At 69.0% G+C, this 18488-nt stretch carries 14 protein-coding genes; 7 read left to right on the top strand and 7 right to left on the bottom strand.

The window, feature by feature from the left end; translation table 11 throughout:
- Positions 1-49 precede the first annotated feature (49 nt).
- Positions 50-940 (top strand): ABC transporter permease, encoded by an 891-nt coding sequence (locus tag ACPEH2_RS00840; protein ID WP_423718030.1) that lies wholly within the window; start codon positions 50-52, stop codon positions 938-940.
- A complete protein-coding gene (locus tag ACPEH2_RS00845; RefSeq protein ID WP_311862938.1) occupies positions 940-1686 on the top strand; it encodes an ABC transporter ATP-binding protein in 747 nt (248 codons plus the stop codon). Before ACPEH2_RS00840 ends, ACPEH2_RS00845 begins: the two co-directional genes overlap by 1 nt.
- Before the next feature lie 22 nt (positions 1687-1708).
- On the opposite strand, the gene ACPEH2_RS00850 is transcribed toward ACPEH2_RS00845, so the two are convergent.
- The 3 genes from ACPEH2_RS00850 to rfbA are packed head-to-tail and all read right to left on the bottom strand — an operon-like array spanning position 1709 to position 4979.
- On the bottom strand, positions 1709-3112 hold the full coding sequence (locus ACPEH2_RS00850; RefSeq protein ID WP_423718031.1) for a sugar nucleotide-binding protein: 1404 nt from the start codon (positions 3110-3112) through the stop codon (positions 1709-1711).
- Positions 3109-4107, bottom strand: coding sequence for a dTDP-glucose 4,6-dehydratase (gene rfbB, locus ACPEH2_RS00855; RefSeq protein ID WP_423718032.1), 999 nt, complete (start codon positions 4105-4107; stop codon positions 3109-3111). Before rfbB ends, ACPEH2_RS00850 begins: the two co-directional genes overlap by 4 nt.
- Before the next feature lie 2 nt (positions 4108-4109).
- Entirely contained in the window at positions 4110-4979 is an 870-nt protein-coding gene (rfbA, locus tag ACPEH2_RS00860; protein ID WP_423718033.1) for a glucose-1-phosphate thymidylyltransferase RfbA, read from the bottom strand.
- A gap of 83 nt (positions 4980-5062) precedes the next feature.
- On the opposite strand from rfbA, the gene ACPEH2_RS00865 reads away from it, so the two are divergent.
- From ACPEH2_RS00865 to ACPEH2_RS00880, 4 genes are read left to right on the top strand one after another with little or no spacing between them, the layout of a single operon-like run.
- A complete protein-coding gene (locus tag ACPEH2_RS00865; RefSeq protein WP_423718034.1) occupies positions 5063-6985 on the top strand; it encodes a glycosyltransferase in 1923 nt (640 codons plus the stop codon).
- Between the two features lie 51 nt (positions 6986-7036).
- Positions 7037-8158, top strand: coding sequence for an NAD-dependent epimerase/dehydratase family protein (locus ACPEH2_RS00870; RefSeq protein WP_423718035.1), 1122 nt, complete (start codon positions 7037-7039; stop codon positions 8156-8158).
- The gene (locus ACPEH2_RS00875; protein ID WP_423718036.1) at positions 8155-9966 is read left to right on the top strand and encodes a CDP-glycerol glycerophosphotransferase family protein; all 1812 of its coding nucleotides are present in this window, start codon (positions 8155-8157) and stop codon (positions 9964-9966) included. Before ACPEH2_RS00870 ends, ACPEH2_RS00875 begins: the two co-directional genes overlap by 4 nt.
- Positions 9963-10676: an IspD/TarI family cytidylyltransferase gene (locus ACPEH2_RS00880; protein WP_253035210.1), complete on the top strand. Its 714-nt coding sequence runs from the start codon at positions 9963-9965 to the stop codon at positions 10674-10676. The genes ACPEH2_RS00875 and ACPEH2_RS00880 overlap by 4 nt, the downstream gene beginning before the upstream one ends.
- Positions 10677-10685: 9 nt before the next feature.
- On the opposite strand, the gene ACPEH2_RS00885 is transcribed toward ACPEH2_RS00880, so the two are convergent.
- The 4 genes from ACPEH2_RS00885 to ACPEH2_RS00900 are packed head-to-tail and all read right to left on the bottom strand — an operon-like array spanning position 10686 to position 17274.
- Positions 10686-12080 carry an SDR family NAD(P)-dependent oxidoreductase gene (locus ACPEH2_RS00885; RefSeq protein ID WP_253035209.1) on the bottom strand — a complete coding sequence of 465 codons (1395 nt, stop codon included), beginning with the start codon at positions 12078-12080 and terminating at the stop codon, positions 10686-10688.
- Positions 12081-12134: 54 nt separating this feature from the next.
- Positions 12135-14519 carry a CDP-glycerol glycerophosphotransferase family protein gene (locus tag ACPEH2_RS00890; RefSeq protein ID WP_423718037.1) on the bottom strand — a complete coding sequence of 795 codons (2385 nt, stop codon included), beginning with the start codon at positions 14517-14519 and terminating at the stop codon, positions 12135-12137.
- Positions 14520-14557: 38 nt separating this feature from the next.
- Positions 14558-15877 carry an O-antigen ligase family protein gene (locus tag ACPEH2_RS00895; protein ID WP_423718038.1) on the bottom strand — a complete coding sequence of 440 codons (1320 nt, stop codon included), beginning with the start codon at positions 15875-15877 and terminating at the stop codon, positions 14558-14560.
- Positions 15874-17274, bottom strand: a complete 1401-nt coding sequence (locus tag ACPEH2_RS00900) for an O-antigen ligase family protein (RefSeq protein WP_423718039.1) — start codon at positions 17272-17274, stop codon at positions 15874-15876. Before ACPEH2_RS00900 ends, ACPEH2_RS00895 begins: the two co-directional genes overlap by 4 nt.
- A 59-nt stretch (positions 17275-17333) precedes the next feature.
- Here ACPEH2_RS00900 and manA point away from each other — a divergent pair, with 59 nt between their 5' ends.
- Positions 17334-18476, top strand: coding sequence for a mannose-6-phosphate isomerase, class I (gene manA, locus ACPEH2_RS00905; RefSeq protein WP_423718040.1), 1143 nt, complete (start codon positions 17334-17336; stop codon positions 18474-18476).
- Positions 18477-18488 lie beyond the last annotated feature (12 nt).

Consider the following 18488-nt stretch of genomic DNA (forward strand, 5'->3'; position numbering starts at 1 on the left):
GATAGGATGATCGACGGCCTGAACGGCACCCGCCTTCGCAAGGAAACCCGTGACACAGATCGATTACAGCGCCTTCGACACGCCTGGACGTGGACGCGGCATCCTCGACGTCTTCGAGTACCGCTACCTTCTCCGGCTGCTGATCGGCAAGAGCACCGCCCTGCGATACCGCAACTCCGTGCTCGGCTGGTTCTGGTCCTACGTCCGTCCGACCATTCAGTTCCTCGTCTACTTCCTCGTCGTCGGAGAGATCCTCGGGCTCCACCGGAACGTCCCGGCCTTCCCGCTGTACCTGTTCAGCGGTCTGGTCCTCGTCAACCTGTTCAACGAGACGCTGGGGGCGGCGACGCAGTCGATCGTCAGCAACCGCGCCCTCGTCCGCAAGATCTACCTGCCGCGTGAGCTGTTCCCCCTCGCCGCCATCATCGGTGCCTTCACCCACTTCCTCCCGCAGCTCGCCGTCCTCATCATCGTGAGCCTGCTGTTCGGGTGGTTGCCGAGCTTCGCCTCGGTCGGGTTGGTCCTCCTCGGGATGCTGCTGGTCCTCCTCTTCGTGACGGGCCTGGGCCTCTTCTTCGCCGCCCTCAACGTGCGGTTCCGCGACGCGAGCAACACCGTCGACATCATCCGGACGATCGCGACGTGGTCGGTCCCCGTCCTCTACACCTGGGCGATGGTCTACGAGCGCACCGAAGGTTTCCGGTGGCTGTTCCACGTCTGGATCTCGAACCCCCTCGCGGTGGCCGTCGAGATGTTCCACCACGCGTTCTGGGGCGCGCTGCCCGTGGTGAACGAGGCCTCGCCCGCGCCCGCCAACCTCGGCTGGCCGCCGGAGTTCGGGTGGCACGTCGCGGCATCCGTCGGCGTCATCCTCGTCACCCTGGTCATCGGCCAGCTCGTCTTCCGCCGCGCCGAGCGCACCTTCGCCCAGGATCTGTGATGTCCCGTACCGCCACCGAAGCCCAGCCCCGCATCATCGTCGAGCACGTCTCGAAGTGGTTCAACAAGCGGTCCGCGCGCTCCCTGAAGGACGCCTTCATCAGCGTCATCAAGCGGCAGTCCACGCGCTCGCGCCAGTTCCAGGCGCTCGATGACATCTCGTTCCAGATCGCCGAGGGCGAGTCCGTCGCCATCATGGGTCTGAACGGTTCGGGCAAGTCGACGACGCTCAAGCTCGTCTCCGGCGTCCTCGAGCCCGACGAAGGCCGTGTCTTCACGCGCGGTCGTGTCGCCGGTCTCATCGAGGTCGGTGCCGGCTTCCACCCCGACCTCACCGGCCGCGAGAACGTCTTCCTCAACGCGGCCATCCTCGGGATGACCGAGAAGGAGACGAAAGCCCGTTACGACGAGATCGTCGAGTTCAGCGGCATCGGCGACTTCATCGACCAGGAGGTCAAGCACTACTCCTCGGGCATGTTCATGCGTCTCGCGTTCAGCGTCGCGATCCACGTCGAACTCGACGTGCTGCTCGTCGACGAGGTCCTCTCGGTGGGTGACGCCCCCTTCCGCGCGAAGTGCGACGCAAAGCTGCGCGAGCTCGCGGACAAGGGTGTGACGATGATGATCGTCAGTCACAGCAAGAACATCGTGAAGAGCCTGTGCTCGCGGGGCGTCGTCATCCGCAAGGGCAAGGTCGTCTTCGACGGACCGATCGACGATGCCCTCGAGGTGCTCGAGAAGGGCTGAGCGTTCCGCTCGCCCCGCGCGCTCAGCCGAGGTGGTCGCGCAGCGACTCCCGCCAGTCGCGCGGGGAGTACCCCGTCGCCTCGATCTTGCCGAGGTCGAGGACCGACCACCGCGGGCGCGGCGCGACGGGGCCGGTCGCGTTCGCGAAGTACTGCTCGGTGCTGACTCCCGAGACCGCCGTGCGGTCGTGGCCGGTGAGCTCGTAGACCTCGGCGGCGATGTCCGCCCATGACGCCGGAGCGCCCCCGCCGGTGAGGTTGTAGGTCCCGTAGGGCGCGGCGCTGGTGAGCAGGTGACGGATGCCGCCGGCGATGTCGTCTGTGAACGTGAGCCGACCGATCTGATCGTCGACGACCGAGGGGGCGATGCCGCGCTCGGCCAGGGAGGCCATCGTGCCGACGAAGTTCTTGCCCTCGCCGATCACCCAGGACGTGCGGACGATGTAGTGGCGCGGGACGGTCGCGACGATCGCGTCGGCGGCGGCCTTCGTCTGCCCGTAGACACCGAGGGGAGCGACCGGCTCGTCCTCGGTGTACGGCGTCGTGGCCCTGCCGTCGAAGACGTAGTCGCTCGAGACGTGGACGAGGGTGATGCCGTTCTCGGCCGCGATCCGCGCCAGCTGGGCGACCGCGGTGACGTTCCCCGCCCACGCGCCGGCGCGGTCGGTCTCGGCGGCATCGACGGCCGTGTAGGCCGCGGCGTTCACGATCGTGCCGTAGTCGCGCCACCGGCGAGCGGCGTGCAGATCGCCGGTGAGGTCGAGCTCCTGCCGGCCGGCGAACTCGACGCTCTCGTCCTTGCCGTAGGCGGCGCGCAGGGCGCGTCCGAGCTGTCCGTTCGCCCCCACCACCAGGGTCTTCTTCGGCGGGATCGGCACGACGTCGGCCAACCGCGGGTGGGCCAGGTCCTTCGCCGAGATCTCGACGTCGGCCAGCGGGATCGGCCAGTCGATCGCCGCCGTCTCATCGGCCAGGTTCAGGAAGGAGTACGACGCGTCGGGGGACCAGTGGTCGTTGACGAGGTACGTGTAGGCGGTGTCGGGCTCGAGCGTCTGGTAGGAGTTTCCGACACCGCGCGGCACGAAGATCGCGCGCGACGGGTCGAGCTCGGCCGTGAAGACCGTGCCGAACGTCGGGCCTTCGCGCAGGTCCACCCACGCACCGAAGATCCGGCCCGTCGCGACCGAGACCCACTTGTCCCAGGGTTCCGCGTGGATGCCGCGCGTCGTCCCGACCGCGTCGTTGAACGAGATGTTGTTCTGCACGGGACCGAAGTCCGCGAGCCCCGCCGCGGTCATCTTCTCCCGCTGCCAGTTCTCCTTGAACCAGCCGCGGCTGTCCCCGTGGACGGGGAGGTCCCAGACGACGAGACCGGGGATCCCGGTCTCGGTGGCAGACAGCGCCTTACCGAAATCCGTCACTCTCACTGGCCCTTCGAGGCGTAGAAGGCTTCGACGCCGTCCTTGGCGGGGGCCCACCAGGCTTCGTTGCGGCGGTACCAGTCGATGGTGGCGGCGAGGCCGGCTTCGAAGTCCTGGTAGCTCGGGGTCCAGCCGAGTTCGGTGCGGAGTTTGGTGGAGTCGATCGCGTAGCGCAGGTCGTGCCCGGCGCGATCGGTGACGTGGTCGTAGGCGTCAGGGGACTGGCCCATGAGCTCGAGGATGAGTTCGACGACGGTCTTGTTGTCCTTCTCCCCGTCGGCGCCGATGAGGTAGGTCTCGCCGATCTCGCCCTTGTCGAGGATGGTGAGGACGGCCGAGGAGTGGTCGTCGGCGTGGATCCAATCGCGGACGTTCTCGCCCTTGCCGTACAGCTTGGGACGGATGCCGCGGATCACGTTGGTGATCTGGCGGGGGATGAACTTCTCCACGTGCTGGTACGGGCCGTAGTTGTTGGAGCAGTTGCTGATCGTGGCGCGCACCCCGAACGAGCGGACCCAGGCGCGCACGAGCAGGTCGCTGCCGGCCTTGGTCGACGAGTACGGCGAGGACGGGTTGTAGGGGGTGTGCTCGGTGAACCGGGCGGGGTCGTCGAGTTCCAGGTCGCCGTACACCTCGTCGGTGGAGATGTGGTGCAGCCGGGTGTCGTGGCGGCGTGCCGCCTCGAGCAGCGTGTACGTGCCGATGATGTTCGTGTCCAGGAACGGACGCGGGTCGTGCAGCGAGTTGTCGTTGTGGGACTCCGCCGCGTAGTGGACGACGGCATCCGCCTTCTGGAACAGGGTGTCGACCAGTTCCGCATCGGCGATGTCCCCGACGACCAGGTCTACCCGGTCCTCGGGGAGACCGGCGAGGGATGCCTCGTTGCCGGCGTAGGTGAGCTTGTCGAGCACCGTCACGGTGTGGTCGGTGTGGTCGATCACGTGGTGGACGAAGTTCGATCCGATGAAACCGGCGCCGCCGGTCACGAGAAGGTGTGCCATGGTCACAGGCCCCTGTTCAGGATGTCGAGGAGGTACGTGCCGTACCCGGATTTGACGAGCTTCTCGGCCCGTTCGCGGAGCTGATCGTCGGTGAGGAACCCCTGCCGCCACGCGACCTCCTCGGGCACCCCGATCTTCAATCCGGTGCGGCGTTCGATGGTGCGGACGTACTCACCGGCATCCAGCATCTGATCGAACGTGCCCGTGTCCAGCCACGCCGTCCCACGGGGGAGGACCTGCACCTGGAGCTTGCCCGCCGCCAGGTACGCCTTGTTCACGTCCGTGATCTCGTACTCCCCACGCGGGGACGGCTTCAGGTCGCGGGCGATCTGGACGACGTCGTTGTCGTAGAAGTACAGACCCGGCACCGCGTAGTTGCTCTTGGGCTGCGCCGGCTTCTCCTCCAGGGAGATCGCACGACCGTCGGCGCCGAACTCCACCACGCCGTACGCCTCGGGCTCGCCGACGTAGTACGCGAACACCGCGCCCCCGTCGACATCCCGGAACCGTGCCAGCTGCGACCCCAGCCCCGGCCCGTACAGCAGGTTGTCACCCAGGACCAGGGCGACCTTGTCGCCGCCGATGTGGTCCGCCCCGATCGTGAACGCCTGCGCGAGACCATCGGGTGAGGGCTGCTGCGCGAACGACAACGACACCCCGAACTGCGACCCGTCCCCCAGCAACCGCGCGAAGTGCTCCGCATCATGCGGAGTCGTGATGATGAGGATGTCGCGGATGCCGGCGAGCATCAACGTCGACAACGGGTAGTAGATCATCGGCTTGTCGTACACCGGGATCAACTGCTTCGACACACCGAGCGTGATCGGGTGCAACCGCGTCCCCGAACCCCCCGCGAGAATGATGCCCTTCATGACACCCATCGTTCCACAAGCGGTGTCGTGCGCCCGACGCCGAAATCCTGCGAGCCGTGGGACCGCGCCCGTAACATGGCCTGGTGATCAAGGTCTCGGTCGTCGTGCCCACCTACAAGACACCTCCCGAGGGGCTCGCCCGGCTCATCGGCTCGCTGGACCGGCAGACCCTGCCGGCATCCGAGTTCGAGGTGATCTTCGTCGACGACGGGTCGCCCGACGACACCCTGGAGCGGCTCCGCGGACTCCAGTCCACGCACCGCAACGTGCGGGTCGAGGCGATCGAAAATTCCGGATGGCCGTCGAAGCCCCGGAATGTGGGCATCGACCTCGCTCGGGGCGAGTACGTCGCTTTCATGGACCACGACGACGAGCTCTACCCGGATGCGCTCCGAGCGGCGTACGAGTTCGCCGCAGCCCATCGCGCAGACGTCGTCAGCGGCAAGGAGTCGCGAACCACCGATCCCGGGTGGGCGCTCGGAAGTTACGACGTGGATCGCCCCCAGGCGAAGGGGCGCGAGGACGTGCACCCGCTCCTCCCGATGAATCCCCACAAGCTCTACCGGAAGGCGTTCCTCGACCAGCACGGAATCCGTTTCCCCGAGGGGAGGCGGGTGCTGTGGGAGGACATCTTCTTCAACCTCCAGGTCGCCCGGGACGCGAAGGTGGTGTCCTCGCTCGCCAGCGTCCCGTACTACCACTGGGTGACGACCGAGGGCAGCGGGTCCACCACGTTCCTGAAGTCCAACGACGACTACTGGGAGTGGCTGCGTCGCGTCTGCTCCGCCACCGTCGAGACGCTGCCCGGCGAAGAGAACCGGATGCAGCGCGAACAGCTCGAGTTGCATCAGTACAACTCGCGCGTGGTCGGCGCTTTCGACCTCAAGTTCACCGAGCGATCCGAGCGCAACAAGAAGTTCATCTTCGAGCACGCGGCTGCCCTGCAGGCCGATTACGGCTACCGGCGTCTGGACAGTCGGCTCGCCGTATCGCGTCGGTTGCGCGCTGAGCTGCTCCATGCGGGTCGTCAGGATCTAATCGAGACGGTGTGCGCGCTGGATGCCGCTGTGCCCGGATGGGGGAGTGCCGACGCGGTGCAGTGGCGCGATGGCGTCCTCCACGTCGAGGGGGTCGTCGAGTGGGCCGATTCCTCGGGCCGTCGCCCCGCTCTGCGGCGCATGGGCAGCCGGATCGTCAAGGATCTTCCCCAGGAGGTCCTCGATGCGGTCTCCAGCGACGCGATCGACGTGACCCGGGAGATCGACGCGATCGAGCTCACGGCATTCGGTCACTCGCGACAGTCGCGGGTGGCCTGGGCCCTTGAGACGACCTCGGAGGTGAGCGTCGAGGATCGCCCCGACGGCACGGTCGGGATTGCCGGCCGGATGAGGTTCTCGATCGATCCGCGCCGCGCCGCGTTCGGTCGTCCTCTCGATAGCGGATCCCACTGGGACATCCGCCTGCATACGAGGTTCGGCAGCGCGACGACTGCACGCGCCGTCAAGTCCGCGATCCCCGCGTCCGTCTCGGTCGCCGACGGCCACCTTCACCTCGTCTACCCGAACGACGGCGGAGCCGCCACTCTCATCCCGGACGGCCAACAGGAAGCCGTTCGGCGGCTCAGCCCGACGGCTGCTTCTCTGGAGGGTGGCGATCTCGTGATCAGCCTCGATGGCCGACACGACGGCTCGGGGTCCGTCGACGCATCCGTGGGCGAGTGGAAGGCCGGCGCCGCCGGACCGCGAGCGACGGCGGCGACGCTGACGGTGAAGGACGGGCACGCTCTCCTCCGCATCCCCGGACCGCACCCCGACGTTCGTGAGCTCCGCATCGGAGACCGTGCTCCCGGAGGCGCCACATCGTGGTCCTTCCGGCGGCGGCCCGGCGGTGTCGACATGGCGCGCACGGCGCGTACGGCGCAGAGCGCGCGTCCCACGGCGAAGCCCGCGGCGCCGACCCTCCGCCGCAAGGTCGGCAAGGTGCTGCGCAAACTCGGGCTCCGTTGAGACGGCCCGGCGCTCAGGGCGATCGCGAACCGGTGCCGTAGAATCGGCAAAATGCCTGAACACACACCCCGCGGCGACGGATCGACCTCGACGGCCCCCGTTCCCCGCGTGACCGGGAGCGCCACCGTCGACGGTGACATCGCCGAGATCATCGGGCAGCCGCTGCCGTGGGAGAAGCTCGACGGGAGCACGGTGCTCGTGACGGGCGCCGCCGGGATGATCCCCTCGTACGCGCTCTACACGCTGTTGGGCCTCAACGAGGTGCGGGATGCCGGCATCACGGTCCTCGCTCTCGTCCGGGACCTCGACAAGGCGCGGCGCCTGCTCGGCCCCGTCGCCGAGCGGGGCGACGTCGTCCTGGTGAAGGGGGACGTCCGCGAAAGGATCGAGCTCGACCGCACGGTGGACCTGGTGATCCACGGCGCCTCTCCCGCACGCCCCGCGTTGCACGCAGCGAATCCCGTCGACTCCATCCGCGCGAACGTCAACGGCGCTTTCGGACTGCTCGACCTCTGCGTCGCCTCGGGAGGCGCCCGTTTCGTCCTCATGTCGTCGGCGGAGGTCTACGGCCAGCGCGCCGACGACGGATCCCTCGTCGGCGAGTCCGATTACGGCGCGGTCGACATCCTGACGCCCCGGGCGTCCTACATCGAAGGCAAGCGTGCGGCCGAGACGATCGCGGTGAGCTACCACGCACAGCACGGTGTCCCGATCACGATCGGCCGTTTCGGTCACATCTACGGACCCGTCATGGCGCTCGACGACGGCCGTGTGCAGGCGGATTTCGCGTCCGACGTCCTGGCCGGACGCGACATCACCCTCAACAGCGACGGCAGCGCCCGGCGCACGTACACCTACCTCGCGGATGCCGTGTCCGGAATGTTCGCGGCGATCCTCCTGGGGGAGGACACCGCGTACAACATCTCCGATCGCGACGGGTTCATCAGCATCCGGGAGCTCGCCGAGGCGTTCACGCAGGCGCGACCCGAGAAGGGGCTCAGCGTGCGGTTCGCGGAGGGCGTCGACCTCAGCCGCTACAACGCCGTCAAGGGTCAGGGACTCGACGACGCGCGGCTCCGGGGCCTCGGGTGGGCCCCGCACGTCGGTCTGCAGCGGGGGCTCGACCGCACGCTGGCGTGGCACGAGGAGCGCGAAACGGGGTCCGGGTCGTGACGGATGCCGCTGTGCCTCCGGCATCCGTCGTCCCGGTGAGCGAGGCGGAGATCATCCGGCCTCTGCCGCCGTTCGACGTCACCGTCGACGAGCTCAGCTGGGAGAGGGCGAAGCTCACGATCCGCCTGTCGGTCGTCCAGGTGGGGGACTGGACGCCGCTGCCCCCTGAGCGGGGCGAGGTGCCCCCGCCCGCCGTCGACTTCCGACTCATCGACGGCAAGCGGCGCATCCCGGTGCCTTTCACCGCGGTCGGACCCGGCTCGTTCGAACTGCATGTCGACGTCCCGACGTTCCGGGACCGTCAGGCGATCCCCAACGGCACCTGGCGCATCGTGATGTTCGCGCACGGGGAACGGGTCGCGCCGGCGCGTTTCGACGGACGTTCGCTGCTCGAACTCGACGAGGGGTCCCGCGTCTTCCTGTACGACGGCAACCGCGCCGTCACGACCGTCTCGTTCGGCATCGCCGAGAACGCGGTCGACCTGGAACGGCTCGACTTCCTCATGCGGAGCTACCACCTCTTCCGCTCCCGACCGAAGCCGAAGAAGTTCCGTCCGATGAAGCGCCTCAAAGCGTTCTTCCTCGGCGCCCCCGCCAAGCAGCGGTACGCGGGACTCATCTACCAGCTGATCACCCGCACGGTCGGGGTGAAGCCCGGCCGCATCCTCTTCGCGTCCGATCAGCGTCTGCGCATCGAGGGCAACCTCCGTCGCGTCCAGGAGCGGATCGTCGAGCGCGGTCTGCAGGACCGCTTCGACATGAAGTACTCCTTCCGCCTGCCGCGCTCGGGCGGCTGGGGCACGACGCTCCGGATCATCTACCTGCTCGCGACGAGCGAGATCGTGCTTCTCGACGACTACTTCGGCATCCTCAAGAGTCTGCGGATGGACCCGCGGACCAAGGTCATCCAGCTGTGGCATGCCGGCAGCGGATTCAAGTCGGTCGGATACAGCCGCTTCGGCAACCTGGGGTCGCCGAAGCTCTGGCATCCGCACCGGCAGTACACCTTCGCGATCACGGGCTCCGAGCACCTGCGTCACGTCTACGCGGAAGCGTTCGGCATCGAGGAGGCCGCCGTCATCTCGACGGGCCTGCCGCGCGTCGACTGGTTCCTCGACACCACCCTGCGCGACCGGTTCCTTACGACGTTCGCCACCGAGTATCCGCAGATCGCCGGGAAGAAGGTCGTGCTGTTCGCGCCGACGTTCCGCGGACGGTCGATCTACACGGCGTTCTACGACTACAGCCAGATCGACTTCGACGCCCTCTACGAGGTGTGCGGCGATGACACCGTCGTCCTGTTCCGGATGCACCACTTCGTGAAGAACCCGATCGAGATCCCCGAGCAGTACCAGGATCGCTTCTTCGACTTCACGCACTACCCGGACGGGCTCAACCTGCTGCACGCGACGGATGTGCTCATCACCGACTACTCGTCGATCATCTACGAGTTCTCGCTGCTCGATCGCCCGATGCTGTTCTTCGCGCCCGACAAGGTGAACTACGCCGCGACGCGAGGTTTCCACCGCGATTACGACGAGACCGCTCCGGGCCGCGTCGCCGACACCTTCGACGACGTCATCGACGCGCTCCGCACCGGCGAGTTCGAGCAGGAGAAGGTCGCGGAGTTCCGTCGCCTCAACTTCGACCGCGTCGACACCGGGGCCGCCGACCGCGTCATCGACTGGCTGATCCTGGGCAACCCCGACACCGAGAAGATCACCGAGAGCCCGGTGCCGACCGAGCGTTCCGACGCGAACACCACAGAGTCCAGTGAGAAGGACGTCCCAGAAGAGGAGATCGCGTGAACATCGCCATCATTTTCGCCGGCGGGATCGGATCCCGGATGACGTCGGCGACCCTGCCGAAGCAGTTCCTCGAGATCCACGGCACGCCGCTGATCGTCCACACGCTGCAGCACTTCCAGGACCACCCCGAGATCGACCGCATCGCCGTGTCGATCCTGCCGGAGTGGCGCGATCGTTTCGCGCGTCTGGTCGCCCGGTACGAGTTGACCAAGGTGAACTGGATCGTCGACGGCGGCGCGACCGGTCAGGAGTCCCGCCACCGCGCGCTGCGGGCCGTCGCCAACGAGGCTCCCGGTGACACCGTCGTCCTCCTGCACGACGGGGTGCGTCCCCTCATCAATGCGGACGTGATCTCGGCGAACATCGAGACCGTCCGCTCGCAGGGGCCCGCCATCACCAGCACGAAGTTCAACGAGACGATCATCTCCTCGGCCGCGGGCGCCGTCGACGAGGTCATCCCGCGCGACCACCTGTACGTCGCGCAGGCGCCGCAGAGCGGCCGTCTCGACACCGTCCTCGGCGTCTACGACCAGGCCGTCGCCGACGGCGAGAACGACTCGATCGACACCTGCAGCCTGCTGCGCCGGTACGGGCACACCCTGTACCGCGTCGACGGTCCGCGTTCGAACATCAAGATCACGACGGCCGAGGACTACTACGTCTGCCGCGCGTTCTTCGACGTCATCGAGCGCAACCAGATCGGCGGCTGAGGCCCGGGCTCAGCCCCCGGCGTTGCGCATCGCGGCGACGTTGACCGTGACGATCTGACCCGTCAGGTCGGATGCCGCCACGTTCAACGTGACGCGCGCGACGTCGGCCGGGTCGAGCAGGCTGTCGACCGGCTCCTCGCCGAAAGCCTGCGTCCGCATCGGGGTACGGGTGCGCTGCGGGTTGATGCAGTTGATGCGCACCCGGGACGCCTCCCACTCCTCGGCGAGGGCCTGCGTGAGGTTCACGACACCCGCCTTGGTCGCCGAGTAGGCGCTGTAGCCGGCCCGTCCACGGGTGTACGAGCTCGAGGTGAACAGCACGACCTGCCCCGCCGTCTCGGCGAGGTAGGGGTGCGACTCGCGAGCCACGACAGCCGGCGCGATCAGGTTCACCTGGATCGTGTCCTTCAGGTCCCGCTTGCGGCTCTCCACCAGCGGAGCGATGCGCAGCACGCCCGCGGTCACGATGACGACGTCGATCCGACCGCTCCGGGAGTGCGCCTCGGCGAGGGCGGCGCGCACGGCCTTGGCGGAGCGGATGTCGGTACCCGTCGACGACCGGCTGAACTCGTGGACCGTGGCCCCGGCATCCGTCGCCTGCTGGACGATGCTCTCACCGATCCCGTAGCTGCCGCCGAACACGACGACGGACTTCCCCGACAGGTCGGGGACCGTCGTCATGCTCTCGAGCGACAGGCTCGCGGACTGCAGCTGGAAGAGCTTGTCGGCGATGTGGACGTCGATGGGCTCGGTCACCTTCATGTTCTCGGCGGTGCCGTCGACGACGTAGATGGGGACGTCGGGCAGGTAGGTGAAGACGACGCCGCAGTCGTCGGTCGCGCGGAAGTGCGGATCGGTCGCGGCGATCTCGTACGCCTTGCGGATCGTGCCGAGGCGGAAGGCCTGCGGCGTCTGTCCGCGACGGAGCAGAGAACGGTCCGGGATGCCGGTGATCAGCCGATCCGCGTCGACCTGGATGATCGTGTCCGCCGAGGGGATGGCGGTGTCGACGGCCTCGTAGGTGTCGAGGGCGCGCACGCAGTCCTCGATGATGCGGTCGTCGATGAAGGGACGGACCGCGTCGTGGAAGAGGACCTTCGTGTCGTCGCCCTCGAGCGCGGCGATGGCCAGCTGGGTCGTGTCGTTGCGGGTCTCGCCGCCGGGGAGGATGCGGCTGAGCTTCGTGAACCGGCCGGTGTCGAGCAGGTGGTCGAGCTCGCCGATCGCGGCCGCGTTCATCATGATGATGATCTCGTCGATGCGGGGGCTGGCCTCGAGCGCCTCGAGCGTGTGCTCGACGATCGCCTTGCCCGCGATCTTGATGAGCTGCTTGGGGATGCCGAGACCCACCCGGACTCCGATGCCACCCGCGAGGACGACGGCGACGGTACGGGCTGTGGTCACGGCGAGGGCTCCTCGTGAGTCGGTGCGGGCGTGCGCTGGCACGCCCGCACCATCCTATGCGAGGGGCTCTGCGGGCCCCCTGCCGGCCACGCGGTCGAGCACGAGTCGCGCGATCCGTTCCGTGCACGGGTGCCCGGTGGCGGCGCCCGTCTCGGCGACCCAGCGTGCGGCGAACGCCGCGGCATCCGTCGTCGTCGCGGTCTCGGCCTCGACGGCGGCAGCGAGCTCCCCGACGGTGGTGCATACGGGGCCGGGCAGGTCGCGCCGGTAGTCGAGGTAGAAGTCGCGGGTCGCCAGGTACTCGTCGAGGTCCGGGGCGAGGAAGTAGGTGGGGATGCCGCGCACGGCCGCCTCGAACAGCGTCGAGGAGTAGTCGGTGATGAAGACGTCGGCGACGGTCAGCATCTCCTGCGTCGAGAAGCCCTCGGCAGTGTCGACGGCGCTCCCGCGGAGCGTCATCAGGGGGTGGAGCTTCACGACCACGTGGACCCCGATCGCCGCGAGGGCGGCGACGACGTCGTCGGGGGCGGACATGGCGGTGTCCTCGATCCGGAACGTCGGGGCGAACACGGCCACACGCGCGTCCCGCAAATGCGGATGCCGGCGGTAGATGCGCTCGCGCGTGCGACGGGTGAGCTCCTCGTCGCGCAGGCGGTCCACGCGGGGCAGGGGAGCCACCACGATCCGGCTCTCGTCGGTGCCGAACGCCTCGGCGTACGGCGCGCGGCACGCCTCGCCGCTGGCCAGCACGAGGTCGTACCCCGCATGCATCCGCATGGCCTGCGCGAGGCGCGCATCGCGTCCTTCGCCGGTGCCGAGGATGCTGAGACCGAACTTCTTGAAGGCTCCGAGAGCGTGCCAGATCTGGATGACGCTCAGCTCGTTCTTGTGCCGCAGCATGCTGGCGACCATCGAGTAGGTGTCGACGACCAGGACGCGCGCGGTGGCGACGTGGTACATCTGCACCAGCAGGTGCCCGGCGTAGCCGATCTTGCGGAGGAGGCCGGGCGGAACCATCCGCACGAGCGACACGACCGAGACGGACGGGTCCATGGCGGCGATCGCGGTGCGCAGGTCGATGAAGTCGTCGGTCTCCTCGGGGTGCTCCCGGCTGATCATCACCACCTTGCGTCGGGTGGGCAGCAGCTTGAGCGGCGCGTAGCAGACCCCGAGCACCGTCTGCGCGACGCGGGCCGCGAAGACGTGCCGGCCGACCGGGCCGTCGATGCGGGTCGGCGCGACGGGGGGAGCGTCGAGCATCGCGGGGCGGTCGTGCGCCGCACGGGGGGTGAGGATCATCTCGCGCACGATGCGCTCGGTGGATCGGCCGTCGCACGCCGACATGAACCGCTCCCGGAACGCGGCGAGGTCCGCGCCGGCGCGCGCGTCCCGGATGGCGCCGGCGAGGTCGGCGCCGTCGGTCACGAGGGGACCGGCGAGGTAGTCCTCGAACGGGTGGTAGAACGAGCGCTCCGCGGCGTAGACCTCGACGTCGGGGCAGAAGAAGACCATCGGGCGGCCGAGCAAGGAGAACTCGAAGATCGCCGAGGAGTAGTCCGTGATGAGGACGTCGGCTGCCATGAGCAGATCGTTGAGCTCGCGTTCGGCGGAGACGTCGAGGATCCGCTCGTGCGACGGGATCCCGGCGGTGGCGCGCGCGACGAACGGGTGCAGCTTGACGAGGACCACCCATTCCTCGCCCAACTCCTCGACGAGCCGGAGCCATGGCACCCAGTCCACGTCGTAGTGCGCGCTCAGCTGGCCGTTGCCCCGGAAGGTCGGCGCGAACACGGCGATGCGCTGCTCGGGTCGGATGCCGAGGCGGGTGCGGACCTCGGTGGCGCTGCGCGCGATCAGGTCCGAGTCGAAGAAGACGTCGGTGCGCGGCACGCCCAGCGCGTGGACCCGCGCGACGTCCATGTCGAACGCCTCCGCGTAATCGGGGCGGATCGCCTCCGAGCTCACCGTGGCATCCGTGTAGTTGCGGTGCGCGACGGACCCGGGGAGGGGGCCGCCGGGCAGGCCCGCACGGCTCCAGCCGACCTTCTTGTAGGCACCGGCGGCGTGCCAGACCTGCAGCAGACGCGTCTCGGGACGCAGCTGCAGCGGGTAGATCATCGGGTAGTAGTCGTCGAGGACGATGGTCTGCGCGCGGGCGAGCTCCCAGGGCAGCCGCAGCGAGTCGCGGAGGGGGCGCCGCTCGGCGAGGCTCCCCTTGAAGATGCCGACGACCTTCGCGTCCGGTCGCTGACGTCGGATCTCGTCGCGGAGGAAGGCGATGTTGCCCGAGAATCCCCGACGGGAGTCCGAGAGGAAGAGGGTGCGTCCCTGCTGGACGCGCGCGATCCGCGAGGCGAGCGCGTAGAGGGCGATCCACAGACCGAACCGCCACCTCTGCAGGAAGGCGTTCCCTCGCAGACGCCGGCGAAGTGATCGCACGGTGGAACCTCCTGGATCGTGGCGGGTGTCGCTCGATTCTAAGCCGGTGCTCCGAGCCCGAACGTGTCGGGACGCTCCGACGCATCCGGGGGCAGGGGGCGCTCGCGCCGCCAGCCGCGCACGAGGGACGCCTGCGTGGCGCACAGCACGAGGAGGAACCACCCGAAGCCGCCGAGGGGGGAGCTCGTCACGACGGAGTCGGTGAGGAGCACGATGATGACGAGGGCCGGCCATACGTAGACGGTCGAACGCCGCTCACTCGCCGTCGCCCACGCGCGGGCGAGGGCGAAGCCGACGAAGGCGATGAGGAGCACGACCCCCACGGCGCCCGCCTGCAGTAGGACGTCCATCCAGACGTTGAGGGCCGAGGCATGCGAGCGGCCGGTGACGAGGCGGATGTACGTGAAGGGGGAGAGGTGGTCGGGCCAGGTGCCGACCCACCCCCATCCCTGGACCGGACGCAGCGCCGACATGTCGAGGATCACGTTCCACAGGCGGGAGCGGGTGAAGAAGTCGGGTTCCGCGTTGAGCCAGTACACCAGCGGTCGGCGGAAGATGTAGACGAGCACCAGCCCCACGACGACCACGCCGGCCAGGACCCCTTGCAGGACCGGGCGGACCTGGAGGGGGACGCGACGCAGGACGGCCAGCGCGCCCGTCGCGGCGCCCGAGACGAGGACCATCCCCAGGACGATGTGGGAGGCGGTGAACACCGCCAGGACGGCCGCGAGCGAGACGGACCCGATCGCGACGCCCGCACTCACCGATCGCGTGCGCCATTCGACGAGGAAGGTCACGAGGGCGATGATCGTGACCACCCCGAGGACGGTGCGCGTGCCGAAGATGCCCTGGACGGGACCTCCGTCGGCGAGGTTGCCGGCGATGCCGAGGAAGGCGATGGGCAGGTCGAGCAGGATGCCGCTCAGGATCTCGAGTCCCAGGGAGACGCCGAGGAGCACGCGCAGGACGTCGCCGGTGGCGCGCACCGTCTGGAGCGTGTCGCGGAACTGGGCCACGACGACGGCGAGGAAGGTCGGGGCGCCCAGTTGCAGCCACCCCGTCAGGGTCGCCGAGGGCGACGCGGACCACCCCGCCGTGATGATGAGCCAGAGCAGGAGCATCAGGAGCGTGGTCGGGATGAGGTGGATGAGGCGGAGCTCCGCGCGGCGGGCGATCATCATCCCCGCGCCGATCAGGCAGAGACCGCTGAGGACGGCGCCATACCCCGCGTTGCCCATGAGTTGGCGCAGCGCATGGGTGGAGAAGAGGGCGCCGACGGTGACGAGGGTGTAGGCGGCGGCGACGTCGGGGGTCTGCAGCGCGGCGATGAGCCGGGGGAGCGCGCGCACGGTCCTCATCGCTCGGTCGGCCTGTCGCCCTGTTCGCCGATGAGGCGCTCCTCGGACGGTCCGCGGCCGACCAGCGGCGCCTGCTTGATCTTGAACGCGAAGAGGATGAGCAGGAACCATCCCCAGTTCAGCAGCGGCGTCGACTCGGCGAGGCCCTGCACGAGGAGGATCGCGCCCGTAAGGGTCGGGAGCAGCGTCACCGCGGTGTACGGCCGGTCCGCCACGAGGTCCCACCGGGGGCGGTCGACGGCGAAGAACCACGACCGCCAGACGAACGCGACGTACGCGGCGGTGATGAGGACGACACCGACGGCGCCGAGCTGCAGGAAGACGTCCACCCACATGTTGTGCGCCTGCATGACGGTCTGACCGTGGTCCACGATCCAGCGGTCGAAGGCCGGCTCGGTCGGGATCCAGGGCGTGGAGAAGCCCCAGCCGATCACGGGGTGCTCGACCGCCCGCTCGAGGACCTTCTCCCAGATCGACTCGCGGCCGGTGAGGTCGCTCGAACGCCCGAGCGCCGAGAAGACGCGGTCTCGCAGCGCCCAGACCGCGAGCAGCCCGCCCACGGCGACGATCGCGTAGACGAGGTAGTAGCGGGTGCGCTCGCCGGCCCGGGTCGTCGTGCGCATCACCAGCACGGTGATGAGCACCACGACGACGGTGACGGCCGACACAGTCGCGGTCGCGGACCCCGCCCGGACGAAGAGGTACACCGCGAGGAGGATCCACAGCACGAGGACCGGGCGCCGAGGCGCGCGGGAGGCGATCCGGATGGCGAAGACGACGATGGCGAGGAGCGCGACGTAGGCGAGCGCGTTGGCGTTGCCGAAGACGCCCTGGATCCGCCCGCCGTCGAGCAGGTTGTCGCGAGACCACAGCACGATCGGATCGTCGACGGGCCCGTCGGGGCGGACGAAGTGCGGCAGGATCGGGCCGTTCCAGACGAGGCTGACCCAGAGCTCGAAGAGGATCGATAGCGCCAGCATCCATTTCAGAGCGGATGCCAGGGCGCGCACGACCTCGCGCCAGGTGAGCACGGCGCCCACGAACAGGGCGCCGACCGTCGTCACGATGAGGAGGGCGACGGTGGCGAGGGTCGCGTCCGGCCAGTGCGACCAGAAGAGGGAGAGGACGGCGAAGGCGAGGTAGGCGAGCGCGTACCAGGGCAGCCGGCGCCACTGCACGCGCGGGCGGATCGTCACCCACAGCACGACCGAGACGAGGAAGCTCACGCTCCCGATGCCCGCGGCGACCTCTATACCGAAGGCGAGGGGGAGGGCCGTGCCTGACAGGGTGATGACGAGCAGGAGGATGCACCAACCCCGCAGGAGGATGTGGCTCGTCCGCTCGCGCGGCGGGGCGGCCGGCGGCGCCGAGACCGGGTGCGAGGAATGGACGGCCATGGTGACAGAAGGGTATCGCGCGGGCCTGGTCGTTCCTCCGCACGCCCTAGGCTGATCGCGTGCTGGAGACCCTCTCGAACGAGCCCCGCGACTACGCCTGGGGATCCCCGTCCGCGATCGCCGACCTGCAGGGGAGGGTGCCGACCGGCGGCCCCGAGGCCGAGGTGTGGTTCGGCGACCACCCCGGCAGCCCCGCCCGCCTGGGGGACGGGCGGTCCCTGCCCGAGGCGCGCGCGGCGGCCGGAGAGCCGCCGCTGCCCTTCCTCCTGAAGATCCTCGCCGCCTCGTCGTCGCTGTCGATCCAGGCCCACCCCGACCTCGCGCAGGCGAAGGCGGGCTTCGCCGCCGAGGAGGCCGCCGGGGTCCCGCGCGACGCCGGCGACCGCATCTACCGCGACGACAACCACAAGCCCGAGGTCATCGTGGCGCTGAGCGATCCGTTCCGCGCGCTCGTCGGTCTCCGCCCCGTCGCGGACACCCTCCGGCTCCTCGACGGACTGGGCGATGCCGCCGGGGTCGACCGTCTGCGCTCCGCCCTGACGGCGACCGACGCGTCCGCCGCCCTGCGCGGGGTGATCGAGGAGGTGCTCACCGGACGCGCCGAGGACGTCGTCCGCGACGTGTCGGATGCTGTGACGGATGCGGCCGTGCCCGGCTTCGCGCAGGAGCTCGACGTCCTCCGCGCGATCGTCCGCGACTTCCCCGGGGACGCGGGCATCGTCGTGGCCCTCCTCATGAATCTCGTCGTCCTGCGCCGGGGGGAGGCCGTCTTCGCTCCGGCGGGTGTGCTGCACGCCTACCAGGACGGTCTCGGCGTCGAGTTGATGGCCGCGAGCGACAATGTCCTGCGGGGCGGTCTCACCCCGAAGCACATCGATGTCCCGGAGCTCCTGCGGATCGTCGACACCGAACCGGGACCAGCGCCGCTGCTGACACCCGTGCCGGAGGGTGAGGGCGAGGTGTTCGACGTCGGCGTCCCCGACTTCCTGCTCACGCGTCACGTCCTCGCCGGCGCGCCGGTGCAGGCGCCGCTCAGCGGTCCCGCGATCGTCCTGGTCGTGTCGGGGGAGGTCACCGTCGGGACTGCGGAGCGCGAGGTGACGCTCACGCCGGGGACGGCGGCGTACGCCCAGGACGAAACGTCGATCGCCCTGTCCGGCGACGGGGTCGCCTACCTCGCTCAGCCCGGCCGACCCGCCTGACGCGGCGACACG

It is taken from the genome of Microbacterium sp. NPDC064942, from assembly GCF_049545525.1.
Taxonomy (GTDB): domain Bacteria; phylum Actinomycetota; class Actinomycetes; order Actinomycetales; family Microbacteriaceae; genus Microbacterium; species Microbacterium gawkjiense.

What these genes read in the sequence shown, in the direction of transcription:
- ACPEH2_RS00845 (WP_311862938.1), top strand. Translation starts at nt 940, where the DNA reads ATGTCCCGTACCGCCACCGAAGCCCAGCCCCGCATCATCGTCGAGCAC.
- rfbB (WP_423718032.1), bottom strand. Translation starts at nt 4,107, where the DNA reads ATGGCACACCTTCTCGTGACCGGCGGCGCCGGTTTCATCGGATCGAAC.
- rfbA (WP_423718033.1), bottom strand. Translation starts at nt 4,979, where the DNA reads ATGAAGGGCATCATTCTCGCGGGGGGTTCGGGGACGCGGTTGCACCCG.
- ACPEH2_RS00870 (WP_423718035.1), top strand. Translation starts at nt 7,037, where the DNA reads ATGCCTGAACACACACCCCGCGGCGACGGATCGACCTCGACGGCCCCC.
- ACPEH2_RS00895 (WP_423718038.1), bottom strand. Translation starts at nt 15,877, where the DNA reads ATGAGGACCGTGCGCGCGCTCCCCCGGCTCATCGCCGCGCTGCAGACC.
- ACPEH2_RS00900 (WP_423718039.1), bottom strand. Translation starts at nt 17,274, where the DNA reads ATGGCCGTCCATTCCTCGCACCCGGTCTCGGCGCCGCCGGCCGCCCCG.